Origin of the sequence: Nostoc sp. PA-18-2419, assembly GCF_005869855.1 — a bacterium.
GTDB lineage: Bacteria > Cyanobacteriota > Cyanobacteriia > Cyanobacteriales > Nostocaceae > Nostoc.
The window spans coordinates 165,087-185,750 of record NZ_SZNH01000007.1; the positions used below are offsets into that span (position 1 = coordinate 165,087).

At 39.5% G+C, this 20,664-nt stretch carries 23 protein-coding genes; 14 read left to right on the plus strand and 9 right to left on the minus strand.

Annotation, left to right across the window (positions count from 1 at the left end; all coding sequences use genetic code 11):
• Positions 1-8: 8 nt before the first annotated feature.
• The gene (locus tag FCR06_RS09780; RefSeq protein WP_189523363.1) at positions 9-989 is read right to left on the minus strand and encodes an ABC transporter substrate-binding protein; all 981 of its coding nucleotides are present in this window, start codon (positions 987-989) and stop codon (positions 9-11) included.
• A gap of 422 nt (positions 990-1,411) precedes the next feature.
• A complete protein-coding gene (locus FCR06_RS09785; protein ID WP_189523364.1) occupies positions 1,412-1,912 on the minus strand; it encodes a hypothetical protein in 501 nt (166 codons plus the stop codon).
• A 78-nt stretch (positions 1,913-1,990) separates the two neighbouring features.
• On the opposite strand from FCR06_RS09785, the gene FCR06_RS09790 reads away from it, so the two are divergent.
• Positions 1,991-2,353 (plus strand): hypothetical protein, encoded by a 363-nt coding sequence (locus FCR06_RS09790; RefSeq protein WP_189523365.1) that lies wholly within the window; start codon positions 1,991-1,993, stop codon positions 2,351-2,353.
• Here the strand turns inward: FCR06_RS09790 and FCR06_RS09795 are convergent.
• Both FCR06_RS09795 and FCR06_RS09800 read right to left on the minus strand, forming a co-directional pair.
• Positions 2,343-3,725 carry an aminopeptidase P family protein gene (locus tag FCR06_RS09795; protein ID WP_138499034.1) on the minus strand — a complete coding sequence of 461 codons (1,383 nt, stop codon included), beginning with the start codon at positions 3,723-3,725 and terminating at the stop codon, positions 2,343-2,345. The genes FCR06_RS09790 and FCR06_RS09795 overlap by 11 nt on opposite strands.
• A gap of 32 nt (positions 3,726-3,757) precedes the next feature.
• Entirely contained in the window at positions 3,758-3,991 is a 234-nt protein-coding gene (locus FCR06_RS09800; RefSeq protein ID WP_138499036.1) for a hypothetical protein, read from the minus strand.
• Between the two features lie 264 nt (positions 3,992-4,255).
• Between FCR06_RS09800 and FCR06_RS09805 the strand changes: the two genes are divergently transcribed.
• Complete coding sequence (locus FCR06_RS09805; protein ID WP_138499038.1) at positions 4,256-5,056, plus strand: PhzF family phenazine biosynthesis protein; 801 nt, start codon at positions 4,256-4,258, stop codon at positions 5,054-5,056.
• A 7-nt stretch (positions 5,057-5,063) separates the two neighbouring features.
• Here the strand turns inward: FCR06_RS09805 and FCR06_RS09810 are convergent, their stop codons facing one another.
• Entirely contained in the window at positions 5,064-5,528 is a 465-nt protein-coding gene (locus tag FCR06_RS09810; protein WP_138499040.1) for a DUF29 domain-containing protein, read from the minus strand.
• Positions 5,529-5,973: 445 nt separating this feature from the next.
• Here FCR06_RS09810 and FCR06_RS09820 point away from each other — a divergent pair, with 445 nt between their 5' ends.
• The gene (locus tag FCR06_RS09820; RefSeq protein WP_138499042.1) at positions 5,974-6,420 is read left to right on the plus strand and encodes a DUF4332 domain-containing protein; all 447 of its coding nucleotides are present in this window, start codon (positions 5,974-5,976) and stop codon (positions 6,418-6,420) included.
• A 236-nt stretch (positions 6,421-6,656) separates the two neighbouring features.
• Here FCR06_RS09820 and FCR06_RS09825 read toward each other — a convergent pair whose 3' ends face one another.
• A complete protein-coding gene (locus FCR06_RS09825; protein ID WP_138499045.1) occupies positions 6,657-7,295 on the minus strand; it encodes a histidine phosphatase family protein in 639 nt (212 codons plus the stop codon).
• A gap of 238 nt (positions 7,296-7,533) precedes the next feature.
• Positions 7,534-8,148 (minus strand): TetR/AcrR family transcriptional regulator, encoded by a 615-nt coding sequence (locus FCR06_RS09830; RefSeq protein WP_138499047.1) that lies wholly within the window; start codon positions 8,146-8,148, stop codon positions 7,534-7,536.
• A 152-nt stretch (positions 8,149-8,300) separates the two neighbouring features.
• Here FCR06_RS09830 and FCR06_RS09835 point away from each other — a divergent pair, with 152 nt between their 5' ends.
• From FCR06_RS09835 to FCR06_RS09885, 11 genes are all read left to right on the plus strand, one after another.
• Positions 8,301-9,962, plus strand: a complete 1,662-nt coding sequence (locus tag FCR06_RS09835) for a M16 family metallopeptidase (RefSeq protein WP_138499049.1) — start codon at positions 8,301-8,303, stop codon at positions 9,960-9,962.
• Between the two features lie 6 nt (positions 9,963-9,968).
• Positions 9,969-11,513, plus strand: coding sequence for a M16 family metallopeptidase (locus FCR06_RS09840; protein ID WP_138499051.1), 1,545 nt, complete (start codon positions 9,969-9,971; stop codon positions 11,511-11,513).
• Between the two features lie 857 nt (positions 11,514-12,370).
• The gene (locus FCR06_RS09845) at positions 12,371-12,631 is read left to right on the plus strand and encodes a hypothetical protein (RefSeq protein WP_138499053.1); all 261 of its coding nucleotides are present in this window, start codon (positions 12,371-12,373) and stop codon (positions 12,629-12,631) included.
• A 114-nt stretch (positions 12,632-12,745) separates the two neighbouring features.
• Positions 12,746-13,006, plus strand: coding sequence for a hypothetical protein (locus tag FCR06_RS09850; RefSeq protein WP_138499055.1), 261 nt, complete (start codon positions 12,746-12,748; stop codon positions 13,004-13,006).
• Between the two features lie 114 nt (positions 13,007-13,120).
• Positions 13,121-13,381: a hypothetical protein gene (locus FCR06_RS09855; protein ID WP_138499057.1), complete on the plus strand. Its 261-nt coding sequence runs from the start codon at positions 13,121-13,123 to the stop codon at positions 13,379-13,381.
• A gap of 115 nt (positions 13,382-13,496) precedes the next feature.
• Positions 13,497-13,757, plus strand: coding sequence for a hypothetical protein (locus FCR06_RS09860; protein WP_138499059.1), 261 nt, complete (start codon positions 13,497-13,499; stop codon positions 13,755-13,757).
• A 114-nt stretch (positions 13,758-13,871) separates the two neighbouring features.
• Positions 13,872-14,132, plus strand: coding sequence for a hypothetical protein (locus tag FCR06_RS09865; protein WP_138499062.1), 261 nt, complete (start codon positions 13,872-13,874; stop codon positions 14,130-14,132).
• A gap of 484 nt (positions 14,133-14,616) precedes the next feature.
• On the plus strand, positions 14,617-14,769 hold the full coding sequence (locus FCR06_RS09870; RefSeq protein WP_223280090.1) for a hypothetical protein: 153 nt from the start codon (positions 14,617-14,619) through the stop codon (positions 14,767-14,769).
• 71 nt (positions 14,770-14,840) lie between these two features.
• Positions 14,841-16,040: a phosphotransferase gene (locus FCR06_RS09875; RefSeq protein WP_138499066.1), complete on the plus strand. Its 1,200-nt coding sequence runs from the start codon at positions 14,841-14,843 to the stop codon at positions 16,038-16,040.
• Between the two features lie 141 nt (positions 16,041-16,181).
• On the plus strand, positions 16,182-17,273 hold the full coding sequence (locus FCR06_RS09880) for a T3SS effector HopA1 family protein (protein ID WP_138499068.1): 1,092 nt from the start codon (positions 16,182-16,184) through the stop codon (positions 17,271-17,273).
• Between the two features lie 39 nt (positions 17,274-17,312).
• Entirely contained in the window at positions 17,313-17,621 is a 309-nt protein-coding gene (locus FCR06_RS09885) for a HetP family heterocyst commitment protein (RefSeq protein ID WP_138499070.1), read from the plus strand.
• A gap of 68 nt (positions 17,622-17,689) precedes the next feature.
• On the opposite strand, the gene FCR06_RS09890 is transcribed toward FCR06_RS09885, so the two are convergent.
• Positions 17,690-18,469, minus strand: coding sequence for a peptidylprolyl isomerase (locus tag FCR06_RS09890; protein ID WP_138499204.1), 780 nt, complete (start codon positions 18,467-18,469; stop codon positions 17,690-17,692).
• Positions 18,470-18,932: 463 nt separating this feature from the next.
• Positions 18,933-20,480, minus strand: a complete 1,548-nt coding sequence (locus tag FCR06_RS09895; protein WP_138499072.1) for an HlyD family efflux transporter periplasmic adaptor subunit — start codon at positions 20,478-20,480, stop codon at positions 18,933-18,935.
• Between the last annotated feature and the right edge of the window lie 184 nt (positions 20,481-20,664).

A 20,664-nucleotide genomic window follows, 5' to 3' on the forward strand; every position in this document is an offset into this window, starting at 1 on the left:
GTTTTAAACTAGGAGGGAGGATTCAAGAACGAAGAATTGAACAAACTTTTTAGTTCAGGAATGCGGGTTATATTTCCAGAGCGAATAAAAAAGTCTGCATATATCTTGGCTGCTTTGTAAATAGAGTTAGGATCGCTAGCTTGAAATAATTTTTGATTTTCAGCTAGATTGGTTAGGTTTACTCCTTCCAAAGAGAGTGTATTGCTAGGAATATTTAAGGCTTTGCTGACAATCGCGTTTCCTTCTTGAACATTTGCTTTCCAGTAGGCTGCGGCTTGCAGCCATCCTCGGATAAATGCACGAATATCTTCGGGGCGATCGCGGATTATTTCACCGCGAAAGATAATCATATCTAAAATCAAGCCAGGGGTTTGTTTGCTGCTAAATAGGACATGTCCTCCTGATTTAATAGCTTCAGAAAGATAAGGTTCCCAAGTGTGTCCGGCTTGAATAACATTATTTTTCAGACGTTGAGGAATTTCTGAAGCATCTAATTTAAGCAAATTCAGATCGTCGCTGGTTAAGTTGGCACTTTTCAACATCTCAGTCACAAAAACTTCGCTAAAACCGCCTAGATTTGCACCCAGCTTTTTTCCTTTTAAGTCAGCAACAGTTTGAATTTGTGATTGGGCAACTACCACATCTGCTCCTGTTGATTCATCCATGATTATCACGCTTTGTATATCAGGATTTGTGGCACTCAACATTATAAAACTGCCCAAGGATAATGTAATACCATCATATTTACCCGCATTGAAATTTGCTTGTTCCAATTGGGTGTATCGTTTATGAATGAGTTCCACATTTACCCCTTGGGCTTTGAAGAATCCTTTTTTTTGAGCAATGATACCTGGATACTCCCCAATAAAAGATGCAAATTCTACTTTTAAAGGAGGATGTTTTAATTCGGTTGGTGCTGAACTATTACAAGCAAATAGCAAATAGGTGGTAATAATAAAAATATTAAGGTATTTGAGTAGTTTGAACATAAAATCTTTAGTTTTTTATAATTATTTATTAACTCTTCAACTAAATAAACTATCTGTTACAATTTCAATTTATGAAGAAAGAGTTTGAGAAATTAAGTTTTTAATATTCATTCTTTCATTCAGCAACACTGAAACGAAACTATTCCAAGAAAAGTAAGCATTTAGATGATTACATTTCGTCAAATATCTGGTGACAGCTCGCCTCCAGCCGCGACCGAACAAGAAGTGGGAATAGCACTAGCTCTCAAAAGTATTGATACAGCTTGCTTGTACCAACTAAAGTAAGAAATTAAATTCTGAAGTTTCTTACTTTAGAGGTTTTTTAAAGCATTTCTCGCTCTCCCTGGTACCAGTCAGCAATGCCTATGCAGTTGTGAAAAGTGAGATAAGTAAACACCCTCTTTGCCCACTTGCTGAGTTTCTTAAGAACTTCCTCTTGAGCGTTGGGTTGCTGCTGGTTTTGAGTGCTGTTGTTGGTAAAAACTGACAACTTTTTGCACATAGTCAGCAGTGAAGCCTTTGTTGCAGCCTGTATAGCTACCAGTCATCCACCAACAAGCGACGCCACGCACAGATGCAATTTCATTATTTTTAGTGACGGCGAACTGATTGGTTAACTCGCGCCGAGTGATACATGATACAACAGAACGGGCGATCGCCGGACTGTTTTCAAACTGCGTTGGTGTTAATTCTCTTTTGAGACAAGTTCTTGACCAGCCTTTGAGGGTTTCTGGTTTCACTTGCCATTCACTGTAAAGTCCATCGTTGGGATTTTTTGTTTGCGGTGCAGCTTGTCGTAACGCTTCTACCATTGCTGCAACTTGGGCATCGGAAATCGGCTGTTGTGCTTGAGCTAATGATGGTAATACTCCGAAGCTGAGAATAACTCCACTCAGTAGTAATCCTATAGGGTTTTTTGTCATGAATTTGAAATTATTTTAGATATCAGGAGGTATCATATTATATTTTTACCAAGCCACCAGAGTAATTTTATTTTTACTATGCCAATAGCCAAACGGAATAATTGGAAAACAGAACCTATGCCTTCTGCATCCACAAATATAAACGTAGAAAAGCTTTATTCCCACAAAGAATTTGACCGAATTGCCGCTGGAGTAATTCCCCAGCAGATGGAAGATAAGTGGTTTATTTTCTATGAGGCTCCTTGGTTATACTTGCATCGTAGTTGGACTGGTTTTTGTATTTTTAAAGTGCGTTTTGAGATAGTTGGAGAAAGCTTCAAAATTGCCCAAGTAGAGGTAAATCGAAATCCAGCAGAATACTCTAACACCAACGATGAGCGTGATGTCTCTTTGTTAGAAGCCTTGCTGGATTTGTTAGCTAAGAATAGACTCAGCTATTAACTAGATTTTCTATAATATTGGCATCATTGGGTAATGCAGCTGTTAAAACTTCGCTGCCTTCTGTGGTAACTAAAACATCATCTTCAATCCGAATTCCGCGGACATCAGCAAATTCTGATAACCGCTGCCAATTTACTACATTTTGATATGTTGAGCGGACATTGGCATCATTTAAAATTGCTGGTACTTGGTAAAAACCAGGCTCAATTGTAACTAGCATTCCTGGACGCAAAGGACGATTCAAACGCAAATAGCCCAAGCCAAAGCGATCGCTTCTTGTTCTTCCCTCTTCATATCCTGCCAAATCGCCTAAATCTTCCATGTCATGGACATCTAAACCCAATAGATGACCAATACCGTGAGGAAAAAACAGCGCGTGGACATCCATTTCTACTAAATCTTGCGGATTTCCTCGGAGAATTCCTAAATCCACTAAACCTTCAGCTATTACCGTGGCAGCTAACAAATGAATATCCCCATACTCTACACCAGGATATATCTTGGCTATACAAGCATCGTGAGCTGCTAAAACAACATTATAAATCTCTCTTTGGGTAGATGAAAAATTACCAGAAACCGGCCATGTGCGAGTCACATCAGCAGCCCAACCAGTCTCGGTTTCAGCACCAACATCAGCAAGCAGTAAGTCGCCTGGTTGCAAATGATGGTGATAGTGTTCATTGTGCAAAACTTCGCCGTGAACAGTGACAATGCTGTTGTAAGAAGTGGTCATATTGTTAGCAATAATTACCCCTTCCATTGCTGCCCTAACTTCTGCTTCCAACTTGGCTTGAGGTGTTGCAGCCATACCAGCTTTATGTACTTGGACAGTTACAGCCGCAGCTTTTCGCAACTCGGTTAATGCAGCATCATCATGGGTGAGACGGAGAAAAACGATCGCCTTCGCTAACTCTAAATCAATTTCTTGGGGAAGACTTTGGGGCAAAACCCATCTATTTAAAAGCTGTGATTGCTGCGTCCAAGTAGCGGCATCTTGGACAGCAATCGTTGCAGCATCTTCTAACCAAGAGCCTAATTCTGCCATTGGTCGAGCCACGTCTGCCCCAATTTGCTCAGCGATTTCTTCTCGCGTTGGCATTTCTCCATGCCAAAGGGCGCTGCTGGGTGAAGGGTCTTCCATGAATAATTCTAGCTTGCCCGCTTCTAGGCGAATTGCCGCGTTTGCTAGAGGTAGTCCCGCGAAATAGAGGAAATGACTATTAGCGCGAAAAGCAAAGGAATTTGCCGGAAAGTTACGCGGACTGTTGCTACCTGACCAGAGAATTGCGGGAAAATCAATCAGGCTGGCTAGTTTTTGCCGTCGCTGGCGTAAAGTATCAACCAGGGAACTAGAAGTTTGGGGAATAAGCATAAATAGAAACTCGAAAAAAGGATAAAGGTTATTTAGTCTTTATCATCATTCTTTTTATCATCATTGTCTCCATCGTCATTGTCATCATCGTGTTTATCATCTTTATTTTTGTTATTCGGGTTCGCCTGGTTAGGTTCTACCGTTGGTTTTTGTTGCTCAATTGGAAAAAGTGGTTTCGGTGCTTGAGGAATACAGCTAACTAATCCTGCACAAATTAATACTAAGTTGAAACTAGCAAAGATGCCTTTGAAGATTTTTAGCTTCATGCTTCGGTTTACTGCTTTCATGAATACATCCTTTGCAGATAATCCTGCTATGAGTAGCGATGGAGAAGTGAAAGTGTATTATAAAGGAAGCGATGTCTGCCTTTTACCGCCACAAAGATTGTCATTATCATCTATATCCTATATCTGTCTAAAGATAGGTGACTTGATACATTAGTAGAACTCATGTAAAAGTTATCTTTTGCTACCTAGTTCTGGTTGTCAGGATTCACGAACAGTAACTAACACTACTTTAAGACTAATTTCATGGGACAAATCATTACTCAAGTTGATGCCTTTACGAATACACCGTTTGCAGGTAATCCTGCTGCTGTCTGTGTTTTGCCTACTCCCCAAGATGATGTTTGGATGCAAAATGTGGCGCAGGAAATGAATTTATCTGAGACAGCTTTTCTATTTAAACAAGATGATGGCTTCAATCTGCGTTGGTTTACGCCAACAGTGGAAGTACCGCTTTGTGGTCACGCAACTTTAGCTAGCGCCCATGTACTTTGGTCAGAAGGACATTTGTCACAAAATGATATCGCACGTTTCTACACTAAAAGCGGAGTACTCATTGCTAAATTACAAGGTGAATGGATTGAGTTAGATTTTCCCGTAAATCACTCCAAAGCAACGATCGCTCCTCCACAATTAAACCAAGCTTTGGGTGTACCATACAAATCTGTGTTGGAAAATTCACTCGGCTATTTAGTGGAATTAGAATCTGAAGAATTAGTGCGGCAAATACAGCCCAATTTTCAGCTATTAAAAACATTGCCCATTTCTGATGTGATTGTTACCAGTACTACTCATCCTGATTCTGAATATGATTTCGTTTCGCGCTTCTTTGCACCAGGATTAGGTATTAATGAAGACCCAGTGACAGGGGCGGCTCATTGTTGTCTTGCTGCCTTTTGGCGCGATCGCTTGCACAAACAGCAGTTTTTAGCTTATCAAGCTTCGAGTCGCGGTGGCGTGGTGAAAGTGTATTATGATGGGGGCGATCGCGTTTTACTTGCCGGACAAGCAATAACTGTTCTGCGAGGCGAATTAACCACTGCTTAAACTTGCACTACAAATTAATTGCATCCGGCAAAAACTCAGCATCAAGAACTTGGGCAATAGAATAAGGACATTCTGCTGGAAAGGTATTTACTGGTAGTTTAGTTTCATTACTAGCAGCTTTTAACCCCCGATTATAGGACTGAGCTAATACTTCTTCTAAATAGGACTTGAGGCTGGGACTCTCTTGCAGCAAATCTGTAATTCGGTTGCGTTGCTCGTCAATCGTATTTTGCCAGGAGCCACTTTGCAAACTAGACTGATATTGCCATTTGAGCAAATGTTGTAATAATACCTCCAAGCGGCTTTTCAACTCCCGCCGTTCTGAGTGTCCCAAGCTTTCAATCTCTTCAATCACAGCATCCCAGTCTACTTGTTCAAATTCTCCAGCACGAATGAGTTGCACAGTCTGTTTTGTCCATGCCACAAAATCTGTTTCATACAATTGGGCTGTGATTTTTGGAATTGGGGTCATGAATTTTCTGCAATCCCCAGTCAACTAGTTAAATTTGAGATATCTGACTTTATGTTAACGCTAAGCGCTTGTGATTGCTTCTCTACGAAACGCTCTTGCTAGCTTGCTTCCACGTTGCGTAGCGTCCCGCAGGGAAGTGGTGCATTTCACTTAGCTACACTCGCTTCCGACATATCACAAGTAATTTCCCACACATGATATTAAAAATGCAAGCCGAGGCATTAACAATGCAAGCCGAGGCATTAACAATGCGAGTCGATGCATTAACAATGCGAGCCAATGCATTAACAATGTAAGCCGATGCATTAACAATGCGAGCCAATGCATTAACAATGCGAGCCGATGCATTAACAATGCAGGTCGATGTATTAAAATTGCACGTTAATACAAAACCTTAAAAGCAGTTGTCACAATATTTAAATAAGCTTATATTTTAGTTTTACAAATGTTTCCTAAACAGACAAATCATCGAAGTCCTGTCACATCTAGTGACTGGCCAATTGAGCAATTACCTGGACTCAGCCAAGACGAACAATCTCGACTGCAAAATTGTGGGATTCCCACTACAGTAGCACTACTTAAACAAGGAAAAACTCCACAGGCAAGACTGGCGTTAGCAAATAAACTCCAGATTCATCTTCAGTATGTAAATAAATGGATGGCTTTAGCTGACTTGGCGCGTATTCCCAGCGTCGGAACGCAATATTGCGGTTTATTGCTTCATGCGGGTATTGGTTCTGTGGCACAGTTAACTCAGACTCCAGCTCACAGATTGCACAGACAGATTTTGCGCTTGCAGGTAGCAACAATCCAGCGGCGAGATTTGTGTCCAGCAATTGAGTTAGTACAGCAGTGGAGTCAGGAAGCAAAGATGGTGGGGAGTGGTGAATGATAACTGATGAAAGCCAGTTACCTCAACGGGGAAACCCCCGCAACGTACTGGCTTGTGATGAATGCTGACTAGTCACTGATGACTTATAGGACTTTGTAAAAAACAAATGGCACAGACTTACTTGCAATGCGACTGGGTTGAGGTATTTTAATCCCCTAATACATGTCGATTTAGTGTTCAGGTTCACTCTGGGTCGCTTGTCACTAACTGTGTATACCTATTGTTAGAATTGACGATTATGTTCCCGGACGAGAGCGAATAGAATCGGGTATATGATGGCGATCGCCTAATATTTCTAACAAAGGGCCATTAACGTCAAATTTAATCATACTTACCGACGCGACCAATATATTCACTCGATAGCGATAGCGTCCCAGATCGATTCCCAGTAAATTGCAAATCATAATCCGAATCGTGGCTTTATGGGAAACTACTAAAACATTACCTTTGGCATGTTTTTCTTGAATTTCAGCAATTACAGGTATAGAACGGTTAGCAATATCTACCGCAGTTTCTCCATTTAGTGGTGCATTCCAAGCGGGTTCTGTCAACCATTTTACATAGTTTTCTGCGTAATTCTCTTGGACAAACGATTTACTTTTAGTTTCCCATTCGCCGTAACTACCTTCTCTAAGTCCGTCACGCAACTGCATATCCATACTGATAGCATCACAAAATGGCTTGGCAGTTGCAATTGTGCGCTTCATCGGGCTAACATAAACAGCCTCCCACTTCAATTTTTGATAAACATCGGCAAAACTCTCTGCCATCTGCGTCCCTTCAGAAGTCAACTCGGCATCGGTTTTACCGCAGAAATTACCACTTTGACTAAAAGTAGTTTCTCCATGTCGCAGTAAATATAAATTGAGTGTCATAGTTTGTATAGCGATTGGGATAAAGGAGTTGTGCAAAAATAAAATACCATCAATCTCACAATCGAGTCTGTGACACGAGGACAAAGTAATCAACCAAAAAAGTCAATAGACCTCTTGCAAAAGGTCTACTGATGATTAATGACTATTTAGTGAGAAGTTATTATTCGCTCCTCTGCTCTCTCATCCCCTGATCTTTCTATTCCCCAATCAACCATCAATCGTTAACCATCAACCATTCCTAATCTTTCATCAAAACCCCGTTGAGAAAGATATCAGCTAGTCCTTCGGCCATTTGTTGCATTTCTTGGGGGGAGGCGTTCGGTTCCATGAGGGTGTTGTTGGAAAAACCGGCGATCGCGAACATTCCTAAAAAAACTTTGGCGACTAGATTGGCATCCATTTGGCGATAAATGCCTTTATCCATAGCTGTTTGAAAGAACACTTCCGCAACATCGGTCATTTTGGTAATCACTTCTAATTGAATGCGATCGCGCAAATCGGGATGAAATTGCACTTCCATAAAACAAACGCGCATCATATCAGCATTTTTTTGGAAATTCCACATCCGCCGCCGCATTACTTGCGCTACAGCTTTATAGCTGCCCATTTCACTTAATTCTGTAAGTAAATCCGTTAAAATCTCTACCCATCCACTGGTAGCTACTTCTATCAAAATTGCCTTCTTATTGGGAAAATGGCGAAATAGAGTGCCTTCAGCTACACCTGCTGCCTGTGCTAAATCACGGGTAGTAGTGCCATCAAATCCGTGAGAGGCAAACAAGCGTTGTGCTGCCTGTAAAATCCGGGTGCGTGTCTGAGCCTCTGAAGGTGGGGAAGAATTAAAAACTCGCATAACTGTTATGGTGAAATATCCGGAACAGGACTTGTAGCATTAATTGTCTAACGTCAAGTACAAAAAGCCGAAAAAGCTTAATACAACATTAATGCTCTGTTTGCTAATTAGCCTATTTATTCGGTAGTGTAACTTTATCTTAACTTTGGCTTATGAACAAACTCACTCGGTCAATTTTAGATTTAAGGTGGCAGCAAAGATGCACTCACAGGACAACTTCGATTTTGCAGTTCACTAAAAAACTATCTCTGACATTCCATCGCCTGCTTATTAGCTTGTTGGCTTTGCTCGTGTTTAACTGGGGATTGCAGCCAGAAATTGCTCTGGCTCAAACTCAAACAATATCTCCTCCAGCCAAAACTCAAATGCCAGCTGCAAGTTCGATTCAACCTTATCTAGATCGAGTCATCGATCAGTTAACTGAGTTTCGCCTAGAGAATAATTTAAAATTTATTGTTTTAGAACGACATCAAGCACCTGTAGTTTCTTTTCTGACTTATGCTGATGTCGGTGGTGTGGATGAGCCTGATGGCAAAACTGGTGTAGCTCACTTTCTAGAACATTTGGCGTTTAAAGGGACGACGCGCATCGGTACAGAAGATTACAAAGCAGAAAAACCGCTACTCGAACGCTTGGAACAGTTGGATGCCCAAATAAGAGCAGCAAAAGCTAATGCTAAAAAAGATGAAGTAGTACGGTTAGAAGCTGAGTTTAAGCAAGTAGAATCCCAAGCCGGTAAATTAGTCAAGCAAAACGAACTAGGGCGAATTGTCGAACAAGCCGGAGGTGTGGGTTTAAATGCTACTACTTCAACTGAAGCTACCCGTTACTTTTACAGCTTTCCTGCTAATAAGTTGGAACTTTGGATGTCACTGGAGTCGGAGCGATTTCTCGACCCTGTAATTCGTCGTGAGTTTTATAAAGAAAAAGATGTGATTTTAGAGGAGCGACGGATGCGGGTGGATAATTCACCCATTGGCTTGATGTTGGAAAAATTTACTGACGCTGCTTACAAGGTTCATCCTTACAGGCGTCCAGTGATTGGTTATGACAAAGATATCCGTAACTTAACCCCAGAAGATGTACAAAAGTTTTTCGATGCTTATTATGTACCAAGTAATTTAGCGATCGCCATTGTTGGAGATGTCAATCCCGCCCAGGTGAAACAACTGGCACAAGTTTATTTTGGACGCTATCGAGCCAAAGCTAAAGCTACTGAACAAATCCCCGTGGAACCGCGACAACAACAAACACGGGAAGTTTCTTTAGAACTACCTGCTCAACCTTTATATTTAGAAGGTTATCACCGTCCCTCAGTTACTCATCCAGATAATGTAGTCTATGAAATCATTGGCAGTTTATTAAGCGATGGGCGCACGTCGCGACTGTATAAGTCTTTGGTAGAAAAGCAGCGTTTGGCGCTCAATGCTCAAGGTTTCAGTGGTTTTCCTGGAGATAAATATTCAAATTTAATGTTGTTTTACGCTCTGACTGCTCCCGGTCACACGCTTGATGAGTTGGCGGTGGCTTTGCGTCAGGAAATTGACAAATTAAAAACTCAGCCTGTAGCAGCGGTTGAATTGGAACGGGTGAAAACCCAAGCACGGGCAGATTTATTACGCACCCTGACTTCTAATACCGGAATGGCTCAACAATTGTTGGAATTTGAAGTCAAAACTGGCTCTTGGCGGAATTTGTTTAAGCAGTTGGATGAAATTGCGGCGGTAACTCCTGATGATATTCAGCGGGTAGCAAAGACGACGTTTACGCCGGAAAATCGCACAATTGGTAAGCTGTTGTCAAAACAAGGATAAGGCAATATGGTAAGAAAGTCTTTTGCTGGCATAAATCTCAAATTTCGCTTCAGAACAATTCAAAATCTCAGATCACAAATTCCAAATGGCAAGAGGCTTATTTATGCGTTGGTTGGGGCTTTTGCTTTTTTACTTTTAACTTTTAACTTTTCTGTGGCGGCGACAGTAGAGGCGAAGCATTACACAGAGTTACAGCTACCACCGCTACCTGAGATTAAGATACCTAAGTATGAGCGGTTTGTGCTGCAAAACGGCATGGTTGTCTATTTGATGGAGGATCGCGAGTTACCCTTGGTGAAGGGTACGGCGTTGGTCAGGACTGGGAATCGTTTGGAACCCTTGGAAAAAGTCGGTTTGGCTGGTTTTACAGGCGCGGTGATGCGGACTGGCGGAACTACGAAGCATTCGCCCGATGAACTCAATGAGATATTAGAACAACGGGCGGCGTCGGTGGAAACTAGTATTAGTGAAACAGCCGGTAGTGGAAGTTTTGATGCGCTCAGTGAAGATTTAGAAACGGTGTTTGGGCTATTTGCTGAAGTATTGCGATCGCCTGTATTTGCTCAAGAAAAGCTAGATTTGGCAAAAACCCAAGCTAGAGGTAGTATTGCGCGACGCAATGACGACCCAAGTGGAATTGCTAGTCGAGAATTTCGCAAGTTGCTGTATGGCAAAGATAGCCCTTATGGTCGCACCACAGAGTATGCAACGGTAGACCGAATTGAGCGTGAGGATTTGCTCAAGTTTTATCAGCAGTATTTTTACCCGAATAATATGATTTTGGGGATTGTGGGGGATTTCGACGCCAAGAAAATGCGATCGCTCGTTCAAGCTAAATTTGGCGACTGGAAGCCAAACCCTAAAATTGCCAAACCCCAATTACCAGAGGTTTCGCCAGCTAATAGTGGCGGAGTGTTTTTTGTCAATCAGCCGCAACTCACGCAAAGTAGTGTGTTGCTCGGACATTTAGGCGGACAGCTCGACAGTCCAGATTATCCAGCGTTGAGTGTATTGAACGATGTGTTGAATGGGTTTGGCGGACGCTTATTTAATGAAGTGCGATCGCGCCAAGGTATAGCTTATTCTGTATACGGCGTTTGGAGTCCCCGTTACGATTATCCGGGAATGTTCATTGCTGGTGGACAAACGCGATCGGATGCTACTGTGCAGTTTGTCGTCGCTTTACAAGCGGAAATTAAGCGCATCCAAGCTCAAACAGTCACACCAAAGGAACTAGCTTTTGCCAAAGAATCTACCCTCAACTCCTTTGTATTCAACTTCCAAGACCCCGGTCAAACCTTATCACGGTTGATGCAATACGAATATTACGGCTATCCGGCTGATTTCCTCTTTCGCTATCAAAAAGCTGTCGCCGCCACTACAGCCGCCGATGTGCAACGGGTAGCACGAAAATACCTCAAGCCAGAAAATATCGTGACTTTAGTGGTGGGAAATCAAACTGCCATTCAACCGCCTTTGACACAGCTAGCTGCACAGGTAACACCAATAGATGTCACAATTCCTAACTCACAACCACAAGTCAAAAATTAATTTTGTTTGGAAGTACCTAAATACGTGAAAACTGCTATAAGCCTCTCCCTGAAGCGGGGAGAGGTTTAGAGAGAAGTTATTCAATATTTATCTAATTCACTTTATTTTATGGACAAATTTACAGTATTTTTGTCTATATTTTTACTCTCTCAAGCTTAATTTTTTCAATTAGTATTTCACAATGAAAGAGAGAAATTATGAATTTATAGCTTAATGCTATCTAAAGCTATATTAAATAATTTCATTATGTTTTAGGAGGCAATCAAATGACGAGAATAATAATATCAAACCTACAAGTTCCTAATAGTGAAGAGAATCTGCTCACTGAACTAACCATTTGGCAAATGAGAAGTGTAGAGGGCGGAATCAGAAGAATAACCAAGGAAGATAATTCCGGAATGCTTTCATCAGAGAATATAAAACAGACTGTTAGTGATTGGTTAGCTAACATAGATAAACAGATCGTAGATCTGCGAAATCAGCTTAGTGTTTAACAATAATGTTGAACACGGAAAATTTCATATTACTTAAAAACCTGCGCTCTTAATTAAGAGCGCAGGTTTTTTATTTAGATATTTTTGCAATTCCTTGAAATCAACAAAATTATTGAGGCATTGGTTAAATTACAGCATGATTCAGATTCATAGTCGATAAAACTGAAAAATTTTATAAATATTACCAATTTATTTAACTCATACAGAAAGACTTAACCCATATATTAATGTCTTACCAATCAGGTTTTCGAGCTTGAATTTTCTAATTTTTATCAATAAAAATGGAATCAGTAGTTAAGCAATACACAGCTTAATTCGCAGCCAAATTCTGGTCAGTTGTGATAATTATCTTAGGAGAAAATTATGGCAAATATCGCTCTTTCTCAACTAAATACCACTGGTTCTGAACTGTTTCAAGATTCTGAAAGCTTCCTCAACGACCTCAACAATGTAGATTCCATCACGATTTATGGTGGTGGTAGTGATGTTTCTAATGTTGCCGAAGGTCTAGACCCACTTTTAGCTTACGGTGTTAAGGGACAAGAGTTCGGATTGTTAGCCTTTGGCGCTAGCTTGACTGCACACATCGTCAAGTCATTCAGCGACGCAACTAATTATTTCTAAAGTACTACTGAGCTAGATTGCTCTGTGGGACTTTTGCAATTAGCGATTAAGCAATACACAGCTTGATCGCAGCAAAATTCTACTCAACTGTGACAATTATCTGAGGAGAAAATTATGGCAAGTATCGCTCTTTCTCAACTAAATACCACTGGTTCTGAACTGTTCCAAGATTCTGAAAGCTTTCTCAACGACCTCAACAATGTAGATTCCATCACAATTTATGGTGGTGGTAGTGATGTTTCTAGTGTTGCCGAAGGTCTAGACCCACTTTTAGCTTACGGCATTAAGGGACAAGAGTTCGGATTGTTAGCCTTTGGCGCTAGCTTGACTGCACACATCGTCAAGTCATTCAGCGACGCAACTAATTATTACTAAACTACTACTGAGCTAGATTGCTCTGTGGGACTTTTGCAATTAGCGATTAAGCAATACACAGCTTAATCGCAGCAAAATTTTACTCAACTGTGACAATTATCTGAGGAGAAAATTATGGCAAGTATCGCTCTTTCTCAACTAAATACTACTGGTTCTGAACTGTTTCAAGATTCTGAAAGCTTTCTCAACGACCTCAACAATGTAGATTCCATCACGATTTATGGTGGTGGTAGTGATGTTTCTAGTGTTGCCGATGGTCTAGGCCCACTTTTAGCTTACGGCATTAAGGGACAAGAGTTCGGATTGTTAGCCTTTGGCGCTAGCTTGACTGCACACATCGTCAAGTCATTCAGCKACAGTACTAATTATTACTAAACTACTACTGAGCTAGATTGCTCTGTGGGACTTTTGTAATTAGCGATTAAGCAATACACAGCTTAATCGCAGCAAAATTTTACTTAACTGTGACAATTTATTTGAGGAGAAAATTATGGCAAGTATCGCTCTTTCTCAACTAAATACTACTGGTTCTGAACTGTTTCAAGATTCTGAAAGCTTTCTCAACGACCTCAATAATGTAGATTCCATCACAATTTATGGTGGTGGTAGTGATGTTTCTAGTGTTGCCGAAGGTCTAGACCCACTTTTAGCTTACGGCATTAAGGGACAAGAGTTCGGATTGTTAGCCTTTGGCGCTAGCTTGACTGCACACATCGTCAAGTCATTCAGCGACGGTACTCATTATTTCTAATTGACTACTGAGCTAGATTGCTCTGTGGGACTTTTGCAATTAGCGATTAAGCAATACACAGCTTAATCGCAGCAAAATTTTACTCAACTGTGACAATTATCTGAGGAGAAAATTATGGCAAGTATCGCTCTTTCTCAACTAAATACTACTGGTTCTGAACTGTTTCAAGATTCTGAAAGCTTTCTCAACGACCTCAATAATGTAGATTCCATCACAATTTATGGTGGTGGTAGTGATGTTTCTAATGTTGCCTATGGTCTAGACCCACTTTTAGCTTACGGCATTAAGGGACAAGAGTTCGGATTGTTAGCCTTTGGCGCTAGCTTGACTGCACACATCGTCAAGTCATTCAGCGACGGTACTAATTATTACTAAACTACTACTGAGCTAGATTGCTCTGTGGGACTTTTGCAATTAGCGATTAAGCAATACACAGCTTAATCGCAGCAAAATTCTACTCAACTGTGACAATTTATAGTAGTCACCAAAATTGCTGTAAATAATTCAATCTGATTTAAAATTAGCTTTCTTAATTACCAAACACCAAGATAGTCAATCAGACTTGGAAATTTACAGCTTCATCAAACTTTCAGCAGAATTCAGGACTAAAACACCCTTTATACCTGGGGAATAGACTGAGCTTATGTACTTCAAATTCCTTGAAATCTCCTGGAATTAGTGCAGTTGATCAATTTTGTAAGTTTTTTTATTTCCTGACTACTGAGCTAGATGATTAAGTAATGATACTTAAATTAGCTCATTTAACCAATTGATCAATGTTTTTTGGGAATCAAAATCTATGTCAAAAATTAAGATTTCTGATCTGTATATTGCTGATTCAGAAAGTTTCCTCATAGACGTGAGTAATTTCGATTATATATCTATCTATGGCAGTGTAGACGATGCTCTTTCTCAGATTTTTAACTATGGAGAGAAAAGTCTTAATCTGGCGTTGTTGGCATTTAGTATCTATGAGATTGCACAGTTAGCAAAATCATTCAATACTCAATAAGTACGTCAGTAGAAATCAAGCTAACTTGTGGAAACAGTCATTTACCTTATTTCTGGAAATAAATTGAAGCTATGGCACCGTTTTTATTAAGTTCTAAAAATGTTTTTGATTACCTAATTGCTCAGGGAATATGTACGAAAAATGAGCAGTCGTTGAGCAAATTTGAGTTAAAAACTGCTAAAAACTTTAACTTATTAATTAGTTTACCAGATGAACAAAAACTCCTCATTAAGCAAGAGCCTCATAAACGTGATGGAAACACTGCTGGCGAGTTTTTAAAAGAATGGCGAGTTCACGAGTTTTTAGGAAGATTCCCAGAATTGAGCCAAATTCGCCCATGTTTTTCAGAGGCAATATATTTTGATGCTGAAAATTCCATCATGGTTTTTAATTATCTGACTAACTATCGAGATTTAATGGATTTTTACAATCAGGATAATTTAAATTCCTTTCCAATAAAGATTGCAACAGTAGTTGGAACTACTTTGGCATCAATTCATCGCATATCGATTAATTGTCAAGACTATCAAGATTTCTTCAAAAATACTGATCGCCAACTCAGCCAGGGAAATCCTAATCTGAGTCGTGGGATGGATCGGATTACTCCGGCAGTCTTTGGTACGATGCCTGCAGATGGACTAAAATTCTTAGCTCTTTATCAACGTTATGAAAGTTTAGGAGAAGCGATCGCTGAATTGAGTAATGCCTTTACTCCATGTTGTCTAACTCATAACGATTTGAAGCTAAATAATATCCTCCTCTCTCTTAATTGGGAAGAATTGATTACCCATGAATCTTTATTAGGTAACAACATCATTCGATTAATTGACTGGGAACGCGGTGCTTGGGGAGATCCAGCGAATGATTTAGGAACATTGATTGCCAGTTATTTACAAATCTGGCTTTTCAGCATAATTACCAGTAAATCAGTATTGATTCAAGAATCTTTAAGCTTAGCTAAAACTCCCCTACATCTGCTCCAGCCTTCAATGAGAGAGTTGATGATTGCTTATTTAACTGATTTTCCAGAAATATTAGAATATCGTCCTGATTTCCTAGAACGGGTTATACAATTTTGCGGTTTAGCCTTGATTAGAGCTATTCAAGCTCAACTTCAGCACGAAAAAAACTTTGGTAATTTGGGTATCTGTATGCTCCAAGTTGCCAAGAGTTTGCTGTGCAGTTCCCAAGCATCTACGAAAACAATTTTTGGTGTGGAAGCATCAGATCTTTGCCACCATAGCTTAAGCTTATCTGTTAAGCGTGGCTGAGTCCCAGATTTTTCACGCAAAGGCGAGCAAGTGCGTGAGATAAAAATAATGTGATTCATTTACCTGAAAATCGCTGTCAGGTAAGCGTGGACATTTTTCATTACTTCCCAATCTTTCTATTCAATTGATAGGCTAGTCTTTATGCAACTATTAGATTTACTGCCAAGTCAATTGGCAGATATTCCAGAGTCATTGCAGATATCACTGCAAGACATGATTTATAAGATTGAAATCCAGTCTTATTGTTATATTAAGCATCCAGACTATAACCTCTTAGAATTGCCAGAAGCAGTAGTTTTCAGCTTTGAGAAATTATCTCTAGATTTCCAGAAGAAGTTTTTGAGTGAGCAACTGCGTAATTTTATATATGGCATTTATTACAATGGCTCCTTAAAAAATAGCTTAGCATTGGATGCAGAAGTAACGAATTTGGCTTTGAACGAAAATCTAGAAAACAATACATTTTTTGGTGTAGATGTAGCTTTCTATGATCGCTTGCATGAAAGTAATAGAGGTGTAGGATACTGGAATCATAATTGGCTATTAGTAAAAAAAGAAACAGATGGCATGTTAGTGGTAAAGAAAAATGGGTTGAAGCTACACATCGAACCCCATACTTTACAACAGAACGCTAACGTCGGTGACTTGGTAGCAATCAAAATGCCCAAGAATCTTGTACAAAAAGGATTTTATATGGCGGTTGCTAATGCAGGTACTTCGCCAAATGAAAAAAATCTAGTACGTGTCTACTTCAATTTAAATCCAGAGGGTGCAGTTGGAGTTATGGATAGTTTGACTACCCAACTCAACGCGATAAACATTTCTTTTTCCTTGAAAGCACTATACAATCCTTCCGAATATGGGCGTTACGATTCAGCAGTGCTTTACTTTGATAAAAATAACTACAAAGTTGTTTGCCCAATATTAGAGAAGTTGTATACACAACATCAATCAAATTTTAATCAGCAAGTGCCTTTGTTTACTAAGATGGTAGCACCAGGATTGGCGATCGCTGAAGAACCAAACCACAAATTTGGTGACAAAGAAAGTTTTGGTACAAACCGTTGCCAAGTTATTGCTAACGGTTTGTTTGAGGCTTGGCATCAAGGAAATAATACTCCTGCAGGACGCATAGCATCGATTATCCAACATTTTTCGTTGTGTGAAATCGACTTACAACGTCCTTATCTCAATGCCAATTCGGATGATATTTACACTTTTTTTAATTCCTAGCAATTTAATAAAACTGATTTTCATTTATGAGGTAAATATATGGCTCAACAGCTTTCCGAGTCTGACGAAATATTAACTCCTAAATTCCACTTCAATCATGAAGAATTAGAACATATTCTCAGAGCTGTAACACTTGGTAAATATTCTTGGGCTTGTGTTTTAATTCTGCGTTTTATTAGCTACGATCCTCTCAAATATATACCCTCCCGCACTTACATTCGATTGATAAAAAGTAATTGTTTACTTGGCAAAATCAACCGTCAACAAGCTGATACTCAAAATTTTGGACTTTTGAAATTAGAATCAACCTGGATTCAACAAGGTTACGGTAAACGCAGTTCTAAATAAGTATGACTCATTTATAAATTGCAATATACGGCGAGGTAGTATACTAATACTACCTCGCTGATATCGCTTTAAGCTTGCATTACTATATTTTTAGATGGTTCCGGATTGACAGATTTTGTGAGTGCCACTATTTCCATAGCGGCAATTTGTGTTTTTAACCAATTAGCAAATAAGTCTCCCATAATTTGCAACCGTCGCTGTTCATCTAATTGAGGTTTAATAATTTCCTCAACTGCAATTATATGCGCTCCTTTGGGAGTAATTATTGGCTTGAGAATTTGTGGAGGATTTGCAGCAAAGATGGCTGCTGCAATCTCTGGTCGAAAATCCCTCCGGAGACGCATTCCTTGATATCCTCCAGCACGGCGAATTTCAATATTATCGATGTATTGGCGGGCGATTTCTTGAAAACTAATTTCCCCTTCTTGGAGAGCATAAAAAAGTTCAAGAGCTAAATCTTCATCGTCTAAAATAACTTCATAAGTTACTGCTCCAATATAATCGAGTTGATGTGTATAAAAAAATGGTTCAACTTTGTTTGCAAATAAATGATTTGCTAATTTAGCAGATAAAAGACTTGTTTGAGCGACTGTTTCAAAGTCATCTAGAGAAAGATGATATTTTTGTAACCACATCCAGGTATCCTCAGCTTTTAGCAGTTGGTTCGCTAAACGTAGGTTATCTGCTGCATGTTGCAGTTCTTCTAAATCAATTTGAATACCTGCTTCTTTAGCTTCATCTTCAACAATTTTGCGAGTGGCGATCGCCTCCAATATATTAGGAATTTGACAAGAAAGCTTGATGTGGTCAAGAATATCCTCAGGAGAAACAGTCAATACTTTTGACATCATCTAATTCCTCCAATTATTCACCTAAATTAATTAGGACATTTTATTGTTATTTCAATACTACTAATTATAGCTTTCATATCTTTAATCAAAGATATTTCTGAAGTTATTTTAATATTAAAGTTTGTTTTGATTGCTAATTTAAAAAATAATTGTCTGGATTTTTGTAAAAATATCTCTATCTAAAAATAGAAAAATTTAAAGTTTAGTATTTATACGTAAATAATTAGTAATATTAAATAAACATAATTAAGACCCCAACTTTTTTAAAAAAGTTGGGGGTCTCGTTGTCTATGAATGATTAAGTAATGACAGTTGGTGTGATCGGCGCAGATAAGTAGCGGCAGCCAAATCAGCAGTATAAACTGCGCCAATGCAAACAAAAGTTGATACTTAAACTCAGTTATTTATTTGCCAATTATCAATTATGGCTCCTGAGCTTTGAATTATTTGTTATTAATTACTAAAGCTGTAAACCGCCTTGTTGCAACTTTTTAAATGGATCTAAAATAAAGTCCATAACGCGACGTTGGCGGATGATTACTTCTGCGGTTGCTGTTTGACCTGCTGTCAGGGGAATACGTTTGTTGGCAGTTTGGATATAAGGGTGAGCTATGGAAATTTCCAATTCAAAGGTTTCGAGATTACCTTGATTAGTCGTCTGAATTTTGGAGTTGGGTGAAATCCAATTAACTTGCCCTTGCAACACTCCATAATCTTGGAAGGGATAGGCATCAAATTTGATTTTAACTGGCATTCCTACCTTCAAAAAACCACTTTGTTCGCTGGGCATTTGTGCCTTTAAAATCAAAGAACTATTGTTGGGGGCAATTTGGGCAATCATTTGTCCCGGTTCTACTACTGAGCCTGGTTTTTGGATAGGTAATTCAAAAATTACCCCATCAATAGGCGATCGCACCATTCTTTGTTGTAACTGTAGTTTGAAGGATGTAATCTCGCTTCCGGTTTGAGCAATTTCTGATTGCACGCTAGTAATTTGTGTTTGTAAATCTTTAAGTTGTTCCTGGGTTTTCAGCAGTGCTAGTTTACCAGCTTGCACCACACTGTGATAGCTGCTTTGTTCTTCTTGCAGGCGAAGTTTGAGCAGTTGAATATCTGAATGAGCTTGACTGATTACGGATTGATAGCTGTTGAGTTCTTGTTTTAAGCGTAACTGGGCTTGGGTAATATCAGATTTTGCTTGTTCTTGCAACCGTTGACTTTCTTGTGCTGTTTTTTCTAGTTCCACAAGTTTGGTTTCGGGAATCGCACCTTGTCGCAAAAGTTGGCGATAACGTGTAACTTCCGTGAAATCTCGACTTAAACGACTCTTAGCTAATTTTTGAGCAATCTGGGTAGAACTGATATTTTGGCTAGCTTGTTCTACCAGAGCCAGTTTTTCCAGTCGTTGTAAGTTATAGGTACTTTGTTTAGCATCAAGGTTTTGCTGCGCCTGACTAACTTGAGCGAGTTTTTCTAATTCTTGGGATTTATTTTGTTGCTCTTGGATATTTATGGTTAATGAAATTTGGTTTTTTAGCAGAGCCAATTGCGATCGCTGACTTAATAAACCTTCTAGTTTTGTCTGTACCTGTTGCAGCTGTGTTCGTAGCACATCAGACTCTAATTCAACTAAAACCTGTCCTGCTTTTACTGTTGCGCCTTCTTTAACATTGACAGCCGTTACACTACCAGTAACAGGACTATCCAATTTTTGCGTTGCTCCTTCGGGTTCCATCCGTCCTCTAGCGCTTCCTGTCTCATCAACTTTAGAAAGCATTGCCCAAGGTATAACAATTACAGCAAAACCAATCAGTAAATACAATAAAGAGCGCGTCCAGATCCTTGGTAAAGCATCTAACAGTTCCTCAGTTCCATAAAACCAATCGTTCGTCTGTGATGTTTCCTGTGTTTGAGGATTGACAACGCTACTCGTGTCTCCAGCCAAGAAAAACTCAGCCTGCTTTTTTATGGGGATCGCAGATGATGAATTATTAGATGGGTTTGGCATAATAATTGGGGACTAGCGAATGGGGAACTAGTGATTTGGGAATGGGGATAAGGTGTAATGGGGATTAGAGATTAAGAGGTTTGAGGTTGTGAACTCCATTAATGAGCCTTTGAACTCCATTAATGAGCCTTTGAACTCCATTAATGAGGATTTGAACTTCATTAATAAGGATTTGAACTCCATG

Excerpts from the sequence above, each read along its gene's own strand:
- FCR06_RS09780 (WP_189523363.1), bottom strand. The coding sequence starts at position 989 with ATGTTCAAACTACTCAAATACCTTAATATTTTTATTATTACCACCTAT.
- FCR06_RS09785 (WP_189523364.1), bottom strand. The coding sequence starts at position 1,912 with ATGACAAAAAACCCTATAGGATTACTACTGAGTGGAGTTATTCTCAGC.
- FCR06_RS09790 (WP_189523365.1), top strand. The coding sequence starts at position 1,991 with ATGCCAATAGCCAAACGGAATAATTGGAAAACAGAACCTATGCCTTCT.
- FCR06_RS09795 (WP_138499034.1), bottom strand. The coding sequence starts at position 3,725 with ATGCTTATTCCCCAAACTTCTAGTTCCCTGGTTGATACTTTACGCCAG.
- FCR06_RS09800 (WP_138499036.1), bottom strand. The coding sequence starts at position 3,991 with ATGAAGCTAAAAATCTTCAAAGGCATCTTTGCTAGTTTCAACTTAGTA.
- FCR06_RS09805 (WP_138499038.1), top strand. The coding sequence starts at position 4,256 with ATGGGACAAATCATTACTCAAGTTGATGCCTTTACGAATACACCGTTT.
- FCR06_RS09810 (WP_138499040.1), bottom strand. The coding sequence starts at position 5,528 with ATGACCCCAATTCCAAAAATCACAGCCCAATTGTATGAAACAGATTTT.
- FCR06_RS09820 (WP_138499042.1), top strand. The coding sequence starts at position 5,974 with ATGTTTCCTAAACAGACAAATCATCGAAGTCCTGTCACATCTAGTGAC.
- FCR06_RS09825 (WP_138499045.1), bottom strand. The coding sequence starts at position 7,295 with ATGACACTCAATTTATATTTACTGCGACATGGAGAAACTACTTTTAGT.
- FCR06_RS09830 (WP_138499047.1), bottom strand. The coding sequence starts at position 8,148 with ATGCGAGTTTTTAATTCTTCCCCACCTTCAGAGGCTCAGACACGCACC.
- FCR06_RS09835 (WP_138499049.1), top strand. The coding sequence starts at position 8,301 with ATGAACAAACTCACTCGGTCAATTTTAGATTTAAGGTGGCAGCAAAGA.
- FCR06_RS09840 (WP_138499051.1), top strand. The coding sequence starts at position 9,969 with ATGGTAAGAAAGTCTTTTGCTGGCATAAATCTCAAATTTCGCTTCAGA.
- FCR06_RS09845 (WP_138499053.1), top strand. The coding sequence starts at position 12,371 with ATGGCAAATATCGCTCTTTCTCAACTAAATACCACTGGTTCTGAACTG.
- FCR06_RS09850 (WP_138499055.1), top strand. The coding sequence starts at position 12,746 with ATGGCAAGTATCGCTCTTTCTCAACTAAATACCACTGGTTCTGAACTG.
- FCR06_RS09860 (WP_138499059.1), top strand. The coding sequence starts at position 13,497 with ATGGCAAGTATCGCTCTTTCTCAACTAAATACTACTGGTTCTGAACTG.
- FCR06_RS09865 (WP_138499062.1), top strand. The coding sequence starts at position 13,872 with ATGGCAAGTATCGCTCTTTCTCAACTAAATACTACTGGTTCTGAACTG.
- FCR06_RS09875 (WP_138499066.1), top strand. The coding sequence starts at position 14,841 with ATGGCACCGTTTTTATTAAGTTCTAAAAATGTTTTTGATTACCTAATT.
- FCR06_RS09880 (WP_138499068.1), top strand. The coding sequence starts at position 16,182 with ATGCAACTATTAGATTTACTGCCAAGTCAATTGGCAGATATTCCAGAG.
- FCR06_RS09885 (WP_138499070.1), top strand. The coding sequence starts at position 17,313 with ATGGCTCAACAGCTTTCCGAGTCTGACGAAATATTAACTCCTAAATTC.
- FCR06_RS09890 (WP_138499204.1), bottom strand. The coding sequence starts at position 18,469 with ATGTCAAAAGTATTGACTGTTTCTCCTGAGGATATTCTTGACCACATC.
- FCR06_RS09895 (WP_138499072.1), bottom strand. The coding sequence starts at position 20,480 with ATGCCAAACCCATCTAATAATTCATCATCTGCGATCCCCATAAAAAAG.